This window comes from Methylobacterium oryzihabitans (genome assembly GCF_004004555.2).
Classification (GTDB): domain Bacteria; phylum Pseudomonadota; class Alphaproteobacteria; order Rhizobiales; family Beijerinckiaceae; genus Methylobacterium; species Methylobacterium oryzihabitans.
The window spans coordinates 210,346-223,082 of record NZ_SACP01000006.1 but is presented as its reverse complement, the minus strand read 5'-3'; the positions used below and the strand labels follow the sequence as shown (position 1 = coordinate 223,082).

The 12,737-nt window shown below is 72.2% G+C and carries 13 protein-coding genes; 6 read left to right on the top strand and 7 right to left on the bottom strand.

From position 1 onward, the window contains the following. The 4 genes from ccmI to EOE48_RS08865 all read right to left on the bottom strand — a co-directional run. Positions 1-247 (bottom strand): c-type cytochrome biogenesis protein CcmI (gene ccmI / locus EOE48_RS08880; protein WP_127728435.1); only part of this gene is annotated, 247 nt, incomplete at its 3' end. A gap of 782 nt (positions 248-1,029) precedes the next feature. After that, complete coding sequence (locus tag EOE48_RS08875; protein ID WP_127728434.1) at positions 1,030-1,878, bottom strand: metallophosphoesterase family protein; 849 nt, start codon at positions 1,876-1,878, stop codon at positions 1,030-1,032. A gap of 234 nt (positions 1,879-2,112) precedes the next feature. Further along, the gene (locus EOE48_RS08870; RefSeq protein ID WP_246154053.1) at positions 2,113-2,526 is read right to left on the bottom strand and encodes a photosystem reaction center subunit H; all 414 of its coding nucleotides are present in this window, start codon (positions 2,524-2,526) and stop codon (positions 2,113-2,115) included. A 37-nt stretch (positions 2,527-2,563) separates the two neighbouring features. Continuing rightward, positions 2,564-2,968, bottom strand: a complete 405-nt coding sequence (locus EOE48_RS08865) for a response regulator (RefSeq protein WP_127728433.1) — start codon at positions 2,966-2,968, stop codon at positions 2,564-2,566. 333 nt (positions 2,969-3,301) lie between these two features. On the opposite strand from EOE48_RS08865, the gene EOE48_RS08860 reads away from it, so the two are divergent. The 3 genes from EOE48_RS08860 to EOE48_RS08850 all read left to right on the top strand — a co-directional run bounded on the left by EOE48_RS08860 (position 3,302) and on the right by EOE48_RS08850 (position 5,936). Beyond that, complete coding sequence (locus EOE48_RS08860) at positions 3,302-4,309, top strand: WD40 repeat domain-containing protein (protein WP_127728432.1); 1,008 nt, start codon at positions 3,302-3,304, stop codon at positions 4,307-4,309. Positions 4,310-4,312: 3 nt separating this feature from the next. Further along, complete coding sequence (locus EOE48_RS08855; protein WP_127728431.1) at positions 4,313-4,579, top strand: hypothetical protein; 267 nt, start codon at positions 4,313-4,315, stop codon at positions 4,577-4,579. Between the two features lie 121 nt (positions 4,580-4,700). Continuing rightward, a complete protein-coding gene (locus tag EOE48_RS08850; RefSeq protein WP_127728430.1) occupies positions 4,701-5,936 on the top strand; it encodes a peptide ABC transporter permease in 1,236 nt (411 codons plus the stop codon). Here the strand turns inward: EOE48_RS08850 and EOE48_RS08845 are convergent. Beyond that, entirely contained in the window at positions 5,923-6,546 is a 624-nt protein-coding gene (locus EOE48_RS08845; RefSeq protein ID WP_127728429.1) for a GNAT family N-acetyltransferase, read from the bottom strand. The two genes, EOE48_RS08850 and EOE48_RS08845, sit on opposite strands and share 14 nt — an antisense overlap. Positions 6,547-6,716: 170 nt before the next feature. Here EOE48_RS08845 and EOE48_RS08840 point away from each other — a divergent pair, with 170 nt between their 5' ends. The 3 genes from EOE48_RS08840 (at position 6,717) to EOE48_RS08830 (ending at position 10,262) form a co-directional block, all read left to right on the top strand. Further along, on the top strand, positions 6,717-7,613 hold the full coding sequence (locus tag EOE48_RS08840; protein ID WP_127728428.1) for an alpha/beta hydrolase: 897 nt from the start codon (positions 6,717-6,719) through the stop codon (positions 7,611-7,613). A gap of 725 nt (positions 7,614-8,338) precedes the next feature. Next, positions 8,339-9,394 carry a lysylphosphatidylglycerol synthase domain-containing protein gene (locus tag EOE48_RS08835; RefSeq protein WP_127728427.1) on the top strand — a complete coding sequence of 352 codons (1,056 nt, stop codon included), beginning with the start codon at positions 8,339-8,341 and terminating at the stop codon, positions 9,392-9,394. Between the two features lie 7 nt (positions 9,395-9,401). Then, complete coding sequence (locus tag EOE48_RS08830) at positions 9,402-10,262, top strand: class I SAM-dependent methyltransferase (RefSeq protein ID WP_127728426.1); 861 nt, start codon at positions 9,402-9,404, stop codon at positions 10,260-10,262. Positions 10,263-10,292: 30 nt separating this feature from the next. Here EOE48_RS08830 and EOE48_RS08825 read toward each other — a convergent pair whose 3' ends face one another. Then, the gene (locus tag EOE48_RS08825; protein ID WP_127728425.1) at positions 10,293-11,990 is read right to left on the bottom strand and encodes a methyl-accepting chemotaxis protein; all 1,698 of its coding nucleotides are present in this window, start codon (positions 11,988-11,990) and stop codon (positions 10,293-10,295) included. A gap of 414 nt (positions 11,991-12,404) precedes the next feature. Further along, on the bottom strand, positions 12,405-12,677 hold the full coding sequence (gene rpsT, locus EOE48_RS08820) for a 30S ribosomal protein S20 (protein ID WP_127728424.1): 273 nt from the start codon (positions 12,675-12,677) through the stop codon (positions 12,405-12,407). Positions 12,678-12,737 lie beyond the last annotated feature (60 nt).

The following is a 12,737-nucleotide window of genomic DNA, read 5'->3' as shown; positions in this document are numbered from 1 at the left end:
CGCCGCGGCTCGCCCGCAGCAGCCGGCGGGCCGCCTCGGCACGGGCGGCCTCGGCCTCGGGCGGCGCGAGCAGCCCGCGGGCGGCGTCGCGGTCGATCTCGCGGAGCTGGTCCTCGTAGAACCCGGTCTCGGTCGCCAGGACGACGGCCTGGGCCGCGACCGGGACCGGCCGGCGCGACATCGGCCACAGCAGGGCCAGGACCGCGGCGCCGGTCATGAGCGCCAGGATGAACCAGATTGCCGTCATCGGGCCGGTCTAGCGGTCCGGGTCTCCGGGTTCGATCGCACGGAGCGGCGACACGGTGTCACTGCGCCGGGATCCGGAGGATGGCCCCGAGCCGGTGCCGTCCCGGAGAGACCGCTCCGGCACGGCCCGCCGGGGCGGGGACCGTGCGGAGGAGTAGGCTCAGACCGGCCATTCCAGATCGCGGGCGCGATCGGCCAGGGACAAGAACGCAGCAGCACAGGACAGGTGCAAGATCGCGAGCCAGAGCATGTGATTTCCAGACGCTGGTATCCGGAGCGAGGGCGCCGCGCCTGCCTCCCAGAAGCGGTTGAGATTATTTATTCAGCAAAATGCCCCTATTTTGCAAGCACCCGTCGCCGGTCATGAGAGATATTTTTCCGACCTGTCCAAGCCGCATCCTCTGTGCATGACTTTCCACCAGGATGTAGACTTTGCGAGATCCCCACTCCGAACAATCCAGTTCGCACGAATGCTGCGATCCGGTTCACATGCCGTGCATCTTTCACCGAAATTCATCAATCAAGAAGCAGGCAGATAGAACTTATGCGATCATCCGCCGACAGATAAGGCAAGCCAACCAAATCCCGGTGCGACGAATTTACTTAGCGGAACCGAATTTTGGAGTTCGATGCAGCGAAACCCGCGCGATCCGCAAGACATTCTGAGCGCGCCTCATCCAGAAGATCGATCGCGGTCTTCTACCATCCGGCCTCGGACCGGGGCGGATAGGAAGGCCGCCGCCGCCTGATGGGAAATGATGCATGCGGAAATGTACGTAGGAACTATTCCGCCGATGCGCAGCGCGCCGAGCCCGATTCGGCGGCGTCGCACCAGCCCTGCCCCGTCCACAGCCGGACCTGCACCGTGGCGGTGCCGTCGGCGATGGTGATTCGGTTGTAGGCGTTCGGCTCGTTGCCACGCAGACGTGTGGAGGTCGCCGAGCCCGCCTGCACGGCGAGCAGCCGCGTGGGATGGGTCGAGACCTCGCTGCGGTTCAGCTCGGCCCGGGGCGGTCCGTCCGGGTTCGGGGCGGCGAAGCGGGCATAGCCGCGGTGCAGGTGTCCGGCGAGGGTCAGGCCGACTCCGTGGCGCTGGAAGGCGGCGAGCGCCTCGTCGGCCCGGCCGACGAGGCGGGCCTCCTCGTCCCAAGGCGGCGGCATGAACGGGTGGTGGGCGACCACGATGCGGAACAGCCCCGGCGGCAGGACGGCGAGCCGCGCCTCGGTGCGGCGGATCTGCGCGCGGGTGATCTTGCCCTGCGACCAGTCGGTCTCGGGCGCCCAGGTCCGCACGGTGTTGAGGCAGACGACCGCGATCTCGTCGTCCTGGAACACCGGCTCGGTCTCGGGGGCGATATAGCGCCGGTAGCGCCGGAACGGGTGGAAGAACCGCTGCCAGAGATGGAACGGCGAGATGTCGTGGTTGCCCGGCACCGCCAGCCACGGGCGCGGCAGCCGGGCCATGAAGGCCTGCGCCTCGGCGTACTCGCTGCGCCGCGCCCGCATGGTGAAGTCGCCCGACGCGATGACGAGGTCGGGCGGCTCGCGGTTCAGTTCCTCGACCAGCCCTTCGACGACGGCCGGGTCGGTGCGGCCGAAATGCAGGTCGGAGATGTGGGCGATGCGTCTCACGGGCGGTTCCCCGGCAGGGAGTGGCGGGACGGGGCGGTCGGCGGGGGGCTCAACTCTGCATCTCCGTCCTGTCGGGCCTTCGGGCAGCCCGGCTCCAGTTAGGGCACACCGGCAGTCCGGACGAGGACGCTCCTCAGCAGACTTGCGTTGGCAGGCCAACGCTTCGTCCGCTTAGATGTTTGTTTCGCCGCAGATTTTTGTCGGAGAACCGGCTACCACTTTTGCGAAATCTGCTTAGCGCTTCGGGGCCGGCGCCTTCGGCTCGCGCGCCTCCTCGATCGTCTCGGCCTTCTCCTCGTCGGTGTCGCCGCCCTGCTCGATGGTGCGGTCGGGGTCGGCCACCAGCTCGCGCAGGATCGCCACCAGCCGGGCGCACTCGGCCGGGCGCTTGTGGGCGTCGAGGATGATCGCCGCGTCGCGCAGGGTGCGCAGGTCGCGCACGGTCTGCGCGTTGGCCGATTCGCGCAGCTCGGGCTTGCGGGCGATCTCGTCCTCGAGCCGCAGGCCGACCACGTCGCAGCCCTTGCCCGGCTCGGCCGTCGCGGCGACAGGCTTCGCGGTCCCGGCCGCATCCGGCACCGATCGAGTCTGGGCCGAGGCGACGGTCGCGAGGACGAGGCAGACGCCGAGGGAGGCCAGCGCGCGCATGGGAAGACGACTCCTGTGTGATGGAAAGACCGGCCGCTCAGTGGCCGAGGATGCGGTTGGCGAGGGCGACGATCTGGCTCGGGCGGTAGGGCTTCGGGACGAAGACCGAGCCGGACACCGCCTCGCCGTCGTGCAGGGACTGGCGGCCGCCTGAGGTGTAGACCACCGGCAGCGTCGGGTGATGGCGGCGGGCGTCGCGAGCGAGGGCGACGCCGTTGGTGTTGCGGGCGAGGTCGATGTCGGTGAACAGCATGTCGACCTCCTCCTGCGCGAGGATGCGCCCGGCCTCGTCGGCGTCGGCGGCGGTGAGCACGCGGTAGCCTTCGAGGGCCAGGGCCTCCGCGGCGATCTCGCACACCATCGCCTCGTCCTCGACGACGAGCACGGTCTCGATGACGGCCGCGGGGGGAACCATGAATACGGCCGGGGCGAACTGGATCATGACGCAACTCCGTCCAAGGCCCCTCGCCTGAAGGGCCTTCGCCTGAACCGCCCGCCGGAGGCGGTCCCGGCGGGGTGCCGGACCGCGAGCGTGGCCGGCTTTCGTGTCGGGAGAACCGGCGCGGCGGGGCCGATGTTCAGAGACTTTGATGCGAAATGGAGGAGTTTGGTAAGCAAGCGCTTAACCTTGACGGATCGCTCCTTAACGGCGGCCGGAACCCGCGGCGGCCCGGCCGGCCTTGCACCGGCCGCCCCCATATGAGACCCAGCCCCGAAGACCGATGCCCCACGCGGGGCCGAGGCACAGGTCCAGGCCGATCCCAGGGTTGACCCGATGAGCGCCACCGCCGCCCCCTCCCTCACCGAGCACGTCGCCGAGATCGCGGCCGGCGCCCACGTCGCGGCGGCCCACTGGCTCGGAGACCGCGTCGCCCTGGCGCTGGCCGACGGCGTCGTGCTGCTCGCCGGCGACGGCGGCGAGACCCGGGTCGAGGCGCATCCCGGCGGCGGCATCCTGGTCGCGGCCGGCGACGGCGCGCGGCTGGTGACCGGGGGCGACGACGGCCGCGTGGCCGCCACCCGCGCGGACGGCACCCGCGAGGAGATCGGCGGGTCGGGCGGCGCCTGGATCGACGCGCTCGCCCTGCACCCGGACGGCGCCGTCGCCTACGCCGCGGGCAAGGCGGTGGTGGCGCGCGACGCCAAGGGGCGCGAGCGGACCTTCCAAGCCCCCTCCACCGCCCGCGGCCTCGCCTTCGCGCCCAAGGGCTTCCGCCTCGCGGTGGCGCATTACGGCGGCGCCAGCCTGTGGTACCCGAACCTCGACACCGCGCCCGAGCCGCTGACCTGGAAGGGCTCGCACATCGACGTGACCTGGTCGCCCGACGGCCGCTTCGTCATCACGACGATGCAGGAGAACGCTCTACACGGCTGGCGCCTCCAGCCCGACCGCGGCCACATGCGGATGAGCGGCTACCCGGCCAAGGTCCGTTCCACGGCGTGGTCCGCCGACGGGAACTGGCTCGCCACCAGCGGCGCCGAGGGGGCGATCGTGTGGCCGTTCGATTCCAAGGAAGGCCCGACCGGCAAGCAGCCGCGGGAATGCGGCGTGCGCCCGGCCCGGGTGTCGCGGGTGGCGTTCCACCCGCGCTCGCCGGTGCTGGCGACCGCCTACGAGGACGGCTGCATCCTGCTGGTGCGCTTCACCGACGCCTCCGAGCTGCTGGTGCGCCCGGCCGTCCGCGGCAGCGGCGTCACCGCCCTGGCCTGGGACCGCAAGGGCGAGCGCCTCGCCTTCGGCTGCGCCGACGGCGCCGCCGGCGTGCTCACCCTGCCGCGCTGAGCCGTGGGCCTCCTCGGGGCGTTCCGGCGCCGCCGGCCGGACGAGGCCGAGGCCCGCGCGCGGGTCGCCGCCTGGGTGCGGGAGATCGGCGGCTTTCCCCCGGAGGTCGCGGTCTCGGTGAACGAGATCGTCTGCCCCGACCCCGCCTGCCCGGGCACCGAGACGGTGATCCTGGTCATGGTGCCGTCGCGCCCAACCCGCGCCTGCAAGGTCCCGGCGCCGGTCGAGGCGGTGGAGCGCGAACAGGTCGTCCGGGCCCTCGCCACCTGATCGAGGTGTTGCATCGCGTCCCCGGTGTTGCGCCGCATCTACAGCGTCGCGGGCCGCGGCTCGACTACGAGGGGTGTCCGGGCGCAGCCCTGACGCACCGGTTCCGTGGATTCGCAGGACCATGCCGCGCCCGCCCGCCTCCGCCCCGAGCGATCCCGCCGCCGACGCGGCGGCCCTGCTGCGGCGCATCGGCTTCTTCGGCCTCCTGGTGCTGCTGCCGCTCGCGGCCCTGGTGTCGCGGCGCGCGATCGTGATCCTGGTGCCGATCGGGCTCGCGCTGCTGATCCTCGCGGCGTTCATCGACGGGGGCGGCGTGCGGCCGGTCGCCGCCGGCCTGACCCGGATCCTCGCCTCGCGGGCGGCGATCGCCGGGGGCATCCTCGCCGGCTGGTGCGCCCTCTCGCTGATCTGGACGCCGTTCCCGGGACCGGCGGGCGAGCGCCTGCTCAACTTCGCCGCCACGGTCGGGCTGACGATCGCCGGCTACGTCGCGCTGCCGGAGCGGATGCGCTCGGCCAACCTCTACCTCCTGCCGCTGGGCGTCGGGCTGGCCGGGCTCGGCGGCGCGGTGCTCGGCCCGTTCGGCGGCGCGATCCTGCCGGCGGGCTTCGACGACGACAGCGCCCTGGAGCGGGCCGCGATGCTGATCGCCCTGCTGCTGTGGCCCGCCGTCGCGTGGCTGCGCTCGCGCCACCGCAACGCCGGCGCGCTGGCGGTCGCGGTGGCGGCGGCGCTCGCCCTGGCGCTGGCCCCGCGGGCGATCCCGCTGCTGTCGCTGGCGGCCGGCGCGGCGGCCTACGCCCTCGCGACCTGGGACCTGCGCCGGGGCGTGCGGGTCGTCGCCGGCCTCGCCGCCGGCCTCGTGGCCCTCGGCCCCGCCCTGCCCTTCCTGCTGCGGCCGCTGCTGGCGCCCCTGCTCGGCGCCGCCGACCCGACCGTGCAGTCGCTGAAGGTCTGGATGCGGATCGTGACCGGCGAGCCGCTGCGCCTCATCACCGGCCACGGCTTCGAGACGGCGCTCCGCGGGCGGATGGTCGGGCTGCTGGCCCCGAACGCCCCGTCCTCGCTGCTGTTCGAGATCTGGTACGAGCTCGGCATCGTCGGCGCCTTCGCGGCGGCGTTCCTGCTGTGGGGCGCGATCCGGCAGTCGGGCCGCGACCATCCGGTGCTCACCCCGGGCGCGATCGGCACCGCCGCCACGGCCTTCGCCTCGGCCTGCCTCGGCATCGGCACCACCACGGCGTGGTGGGTGACCAGCGTGGCGCTCGCGGTGCTGGTCTTCATCGCGGTCGAGCGCGGGCAGTTCCGCACCGCGCGCCCGAAGGCGAGCGCGCTGCCGACCCTCAAGGCCCGGTGATCCCCTCCTCCGGGCGGCCCAGCACCGGGACCTGCGGCGCGGCGTCCCGCGGCAGGTGGCCGGCGAGGCGCGGATCGGGGATGACCTCGACCGCGCGGGCATAGGGCGCGAAGCCGCAGCGGCGGTAGAAGCCGAGGGCGGCCGGGTGGTCGAGGGTGCAGGTGTGCAGCCACACCCGCGCGACCGTGCCGCTCCAGGCCCGGCGCAGGGCCTCCGCCATCAGCCGCGGGCCGGTGCCCCGCCCGGTCGCCTCCGGCACGAGGCCGAAGAACGCGATCTCGACCTCGCCCGGAACCCGGCGGTCGAGCTCGACGAGGCCGACATCCTCCCCCGCCCGGGTCAGCGCCAGGGCCGAGACCGCCGGATCGGCGAGGATGCGCGCGAGCCCGGCCTCGTCGAGGCGCCGCCGGCTCGACCACAGCCACGGCTCGCCGATGCGGGCGTAGAGCGCCCGGTAGCGGGCGAGGTCCGCGCCGATCGGCTCCAGCGGCGGCGGCGCGCCGGGCACCGGGGCGGGCGGGCGGCGCATCTCCAGGTAGGTCACCACCGCCGCGACGTGGGTCGGCGGGATCGGCGTCAGGCCGTCGAGGGCGAGAACGGGCGGGGTCATCGCGGTCCCGGATCGAGGAAGGCGGGCGCGTCGCCGGGCCGGACCGGGGCGTCGACGGAGGATGCCCGGCGCAGCGACATGCGTTAAGAGCTTTGCCTTATTCCCCTGTCCCCGTGAACGCGCCCCACCTGGGAGCGTTGTCGCAGCCGGACCGGGCCGGAACCCACGCCATGAACGATCCATCGGGCCAGAGCGACACGGCGCAGGGGCGCCGGTTCGCGGCCGCGCACGAGGCCCCGCCGGCGGTCACGCGGATGCTCGCCCGGCCGGGCGCCCCGGCGCTGGAATGGATCGAGGCGCGCCCCGGCGGCAAGGCGCAGGGCGCCCCGCTGCTGTTCGTCCACGGCGCCTTCGGGGGCGCCTGGATCTGGGGCGAGATCTTCCTGCCGCACCTCGCCCGGCGCGGACGGCGGGCGGCCGCGATCAGCCTGCGCGGCCACGGCCGCAGCCAGGGTGCCGCCCGGCTGCGGGAGACCGGGCTCGGCGACTACCTCGACGACGTCCGGCACGCGATCGCGCAGTGGCCCGAGCCGCCGGTGGTGGTCGGCCACTCCCTCGGCGCGCTGCTCGCCCAGCGCCTGATCGGCCAGGTGCCGATGCGCGGGCTCGCCCTGCTGGCGCCGCTGCCGCCGGAGGGCCTGTCGGTGATCGGCGCCCAGATCGCCCTCACCGATGTCGGCTTCTGGCTCGAATCGCTCGCCGGGTCGCTGCTGCCCGGGCGCGAGCCGGCCCAGGCGCTGTCGATGCACTGGCTGTTCTCGGAGGGGCTGCCGGTCGCCGAGGCGCGCCGCTACGCCGCCCGGATGTCGGCCGAGAGCCCGCTCGCCCTCGCCGAGGCGCACTGGCCGCTGCCGACGCTCCCCGCCGCCCTGCTCGGCCTGCCGGCCCTGGTGGTCGGGGGCGGGCTCGACCGCATGATCTGGCCGGTGACGACCTGGCGCACGGCGCTCTACCACGGCGCCGAGCACCACACGGTCGCCGACATCGCGCATTTCCTCCAGCTCGACCGCGGCGCCGAGGGCGTCGCCCGCCTGCTCCTCGACTGGCTCGACCGCCGCGGGCTCTAAATGGAAACCGGCTTGCAACCGATTGATCTTACATCCAATTTTTGAGTGCGGGATCCCCTCTCCCGAGTGGGAGGGGGAGACCCGCGCCGAGACGAAAACTGCTTCGATGGCGGCAACAGGTGCAGAAAAGCCGCGACCCCGCTTCGTCCGCAAGGGACGGCCAGGCCGGTGTGCAACTGAGACCAACGGTCGTTGAAAACGACCTTTGGTTCCGCTCTAAATTTCTTGCCAAGCCTTTGGCTTGCAATCAACAATTCGAGATGGGTCAACGGCCCGTTGCGTCAGCATCTTGGGCCGTTGGCATGAAAGCCTGCTTGACTCTCGATCTAAAGAATAAGCACTCCTTTCCCGGGCGACTGAAACGAAGTGGAAGGAGATCCGGGATCCAGCACAAGAAATCGCGCAGCGTCCGTACTCAGTCATAGCGCTGGCAGACTGAGCCGCTCCGCGGCAATTTTCTTGCTGGGTCCCGGATCTCCTTCCGCTAACGCTACAGTCGTCCGGGAAAGGGGTGCTTCGCGCGGTTGATACGATGAGCCGCCACGCAAACAGGCTGCGACACGGAAGCCGGACGATTGCTTCCGGACGCGGTATCACCAGCCCGCGCGACCGGCACGAAACCGTCACGATCCCACGGCAGGAGAGGCCGGCCGGCGCCGTGCGGCTTGCGGCCCGCCGAACCCTCGGGCAGAAGCGCCCGACCCAAGCGGATGTGACGGGACCCCATGAAGAAACTTCGCGACTTCATCTGGCCGCTGATCGGTCTCGCCGCCGTGGTGGTCTCGGTCTACCTGCTGTGGAAGCTTCTCCAGGGGCTGTCCTTCGCCGACGTGCAGGCGAGCCTGTCGGCGATCCCGCCGCACCGCTACGCGCTGGCCGCCCTCTCGACCCTCGTCGCCTACGCGGCCCTCGCCTGGTACGACCGCATCGCCCTGCTGCATCTGGGCGTGACGAACATCTCGTGGATGTTCGTGTCGGTGTGCTCGTTCACCACCTACGCGCTGTCGCACAACATCGGCGCCTCGGTGTTCTCCGGCGCGGTGGTGCGCTACCGGGCCTACACCTCGAAGGGGCTCTCCACCGCCCAGGTCGCGGTGCTGGTCGCCCTGTGCTCGTTCACCTTCGGCCTCGGCACGATCCTGCTCGGCGGCGTGGTGCTGACGCTGCTGCCGGACCTGCTGCTGCGGATCAAGGACCTGCTGCCCGGGCCGCTGTCGAACCCGGTCACCGCCCGCACCATCGGGCTCGGCCTGCTCGCCTTCGTGGCGCTCTACGTCGTCGGCTCGATCCTGCACCTCAAGCCGCTGACGATCCGCAGCTTCAAGCTCGAATACCCGCGCCCCAACATCATGGTGCGCCAGCTCATCGCCGCGCCGCTGGAGCTGCTGGGCGCCGCCGGCATCATCTACTTCGCCCTGCCGGAGGCCAACAATCCCGGCTTCCTCGTCGTGCTGGCAGTGTTCCTCGGCTCGTTCTCGGTGGCGCTGGTCTCGAACGCGCCGGGCGGCATCGGGGTGTTCGAGCTCGTCTTCATCACCGCGATGCCGGAGGTACCGAAGGTCGACGTCCTCGCCGCGGTGCTGATCTTCCGCCTGTTCTACCTCCTGATCCCGTTCGCCCTGGCGATCGTCGTGGTGCTGCTGTTCGAGCGCGGGCGCCTCGCCGACGCGATCAAGGGCCGGGCGCAATCGCCCGCCACCGTGCCGCCGCCGCCCGTCGACGGGCCCGGCATCACCCCGGACCTCGGCGCCGGCGCCGCGCCGGCGCGCAAGGCCGGCTGAGCCCGGCATGATCCGGACGCGCCTGCGCCGGGCCCATCTCGGCGTCAGGACGCTGTTTTGCCGGGTGCCGCAGGGCTTCTTCATCCCCTACCGCCATGCCGGCGCGGTCCGGCCGGCGGACTACCCGGCCCTGCGCCCGCTGTTCACCGCCGCCGAGCCCGCCTTCCGCGGCGTGCTCGCGGCGATCGAGGATCACGGGCCCGACCTGCTGCGCATCGCCTCCGGCGGCCCGGGCCTCGTCGGGACGAACCCGGCCCGCTTCACCCAGGACTGGTTCCCGCGCCTCGACGCCTGCGCCGCCTACGCGATCGTGCGGCGCGAGTGCCCGCGCCGGATCGTCGAGGTCGGCTCGGGCCACTCGACCCGCTTCCTGGCCCAGGGCGTCGCCGACGGCGCCCTGGCGGCCCGCATCACCTGCATCGACCCCTCCCCTCGCGCGGCGCTCGCCGGCCTGCCGGGGGTCGAGCACCGGGCGCGGCTGTTCGACGGGGCGGAGGCCGACGCGGCGGTCGCGGCGCTGGGCCCGGGCGACGTGCTGTTCATCGATTCGAGCCACGTCGCGATGCCGGGCTCCGACGTCGACCGCCTCGTCCTCGACGTGCTGCCGCGCCTCGCCGCGGGGGTGCTGATCCACCTCCACGACATCTTCCTGCCCGAGGCCTACCCGGCCGCGTGGGCGTGGCGGGGCTACAACGAGCAGGGCCTCGTCGGGGCGCTGCTCCAGGGCGGCGCCTACCGCCTCGTCTTCGCCAGCCGGGCGGTCGCGGCGGCGGGCCTGCCGGCCGGGTCGGTGGTCGGGCGGCTGCCGCTCCCCGCCGGGGCCTGGGAGTCGAGCCTGTGGCTGCGCAAGGAGGCGCGGCCGGGGTGAGAGCCGCGGGCCCGCACCGTCCCCGCGGGCTCAGGCGGCCCGCACGGTGGCGAGGAAGCGCCGAACCTCGGCCGACAGGTGCTCGGACTGGCGCGACAGCTCGGAGGCCGAGCCGAGCACCTGGCTCGCCGCCGATCCGGTATCCTCCGAGGCGCGCGCCACCCCGGCGATGTTGCTCGTCACCTCCGCGGTGCCGGCCGAGGCCTGCGCCACGTTGCGCACGATCTCCTGGGTCGCCGCGCCCTGCTGCTCCACCGCCGCCGCGATGCCGGCCGCCACGGCGTTGATCTCCCGGATCCGGCCGGTGATCGTCCCGATCGCCGAGACCGCCTGATCCGTCACGCCCTGGATCTCGCCGATCTGCCCGCTGATCTCGTGCGTCGCCCGGGCGGTCTGGTTGGCGAGTTCCTTGACCTCGGCGGCGACGACGGCGAAGCCGCGGCCCGCGGTGCCGGCCCGGGCCGCCTCGATGGTGGCGTTGAGCGCCAGCAGGTTGGTCTGGTCGGCGATCGAGGAGATCAGGCCGACCATGTCGCCGACCCGGTTCGACGTCGCCCGCAGCGCCTCGACGAGCAGCACCGTGCTGTCGGCCTCGCCGACCGCGGCCTGGGCCAGCCCGGCCGAGCCCTGGACCTGACGGCCGATCTCCTGGACGGAGGTGCCGAGTTCCTCCGCCGCCGCCGCCACCGTGCCGACGTTCGAGGCCGCCTCCTCCGCCGCCGCCGCCACGGTGGTGGATTGCGAGGCCGTCTCGGTGGCGGTCGAGGTCAGTTGCTGGGCGGTGGCCTGCAATTCCGTCGCCGAGGACGACACCAGCCCCACGATGCCGCCGACCGCCGCCTCGAAGCCGTCGGCCAGCTCGATCATCGTGCGCCTGCGCTCGGCGGCCGCCGCCTCGTCGGCGCGCCGCTTCATCTCGGCCTCCTCGGCGGCCTTGCGCGCCACCATCGCCTTGATGCCCTCGACGGCGCGTCCGACGGCGCCGATCTCGTCACCGCGCGCCGCTTCCCTGATCTCGGCCTCGATCTCGCCGCGGGCCATGCGTTGCAGGACGTTCACCAGGCCGGCCAGCGGCCGGGTGATCGTGAACACCACGATCGTGCCGGCCAGGGCCAGCGCGGCGGCGAGCCCGGCGAGCGCGGAGCCGATCAGGTTGCGCGTGCCGTTCGTCACATTCTCGGTCGCGCTCGACTTCGCGGCGGCCAATTCCCTGGCCTGGACCTCGGCGCGCTCCGCCATCCACTCGTTCAGCTTGAGGCGGGCGGGAATGCCGACGTCCCGGGCCAGCCGGAAGGCTTCGTCGCGCTGCTGGCGCAGCATGATCTCGTAGACGCGATCGAGGGTCTCGAAATATTTTTCGACGTCCCGGCGGAAGCTCTCGTTCGCGGCGCGGCGCTCGGGGGTGTCGGCCAGCGCGACGAGACGGTCGCTGCCCTGACGCGCCTCGGCCATGGCGGCCTGCTGGCGCGCCTTGAAGCGGGCCTGCACCTGGGGATCGCTCTCGAGCAGCATGTTGCGGTCCATCACCGCGGCCTCGGTGATGCCGCCGCGCAGATGCACCAGCGCATCCAGGCGCGCCGCCTGAACGTTGGCGATCCGGTTCATCTGCTGCGAGAGATCCTGCATCACCGATCGCGAATACGCGATCAGACCTGCCCCGATCGCGATCATGACGGCGAAGGGCAATGCGATCTTGACGGCGATCTTTGCGTTGCGGGCAAGTTTCATCGAGGCTGTTCCACGCGCGTTCCCGTATGACGCAGCGTAATATGCCCATCAGATGCTAATGAAGATTTATTGGTCGGATCTCGATCACGGCGGCCGAACATCCCGAAGACCACGAGGCCATCGATCCGGCCACGGGCGCGCGATTTCACATGCGAGGCGCCCAAGTTGCTTTGGCACGTCTCAATTTCGCTCATCCCGGCTCGGCGTGACGAGGCGGGACGCGGAGCGTGGCGGCGCAGGCCATGCGGCCCGGTCCTCATCCGCCGGGGCGGCCGGTTCGGCGACGGCACGAAAAAACCCGGCACTGTGGCCGGGTCCATCGAACCGTCGAAGGTCTGTCGTCCGGGATCGCTCGGCGATCCTGCGGGATCGCTCGGCGATCCTGCGGGATCGCTCGGCGACCCCGGTTCCGGCTTACGCCGCGACCTGGAGCGCCTTCACCCGCGCGGCGAGGCGCGAGACCCGGCGGGAGGCGGTGTTCTTGTGAACGATGCCCTTCTGCGACGCGCGCATGATCTCGGGCTCGGCGGTGCGAAGCGCCGTCAGGGCGACCGCGTGGTCGCCGGCTTCGATCGCCTCCTCGACCTTGCGCAGGAAGGTGCGCATGCGGCTGCGGCGCGAGCGGTTGATCGCCGTGCGCTTGGCGATCTTGCGGGTCATCTTCTTGGCCGACACTGTGTTGGCCATCGGCAGTCCTCATTCTCGTCTGGCGAGGCCCAGGAGCCCGTCCGGGCCATGGCGGCGTCG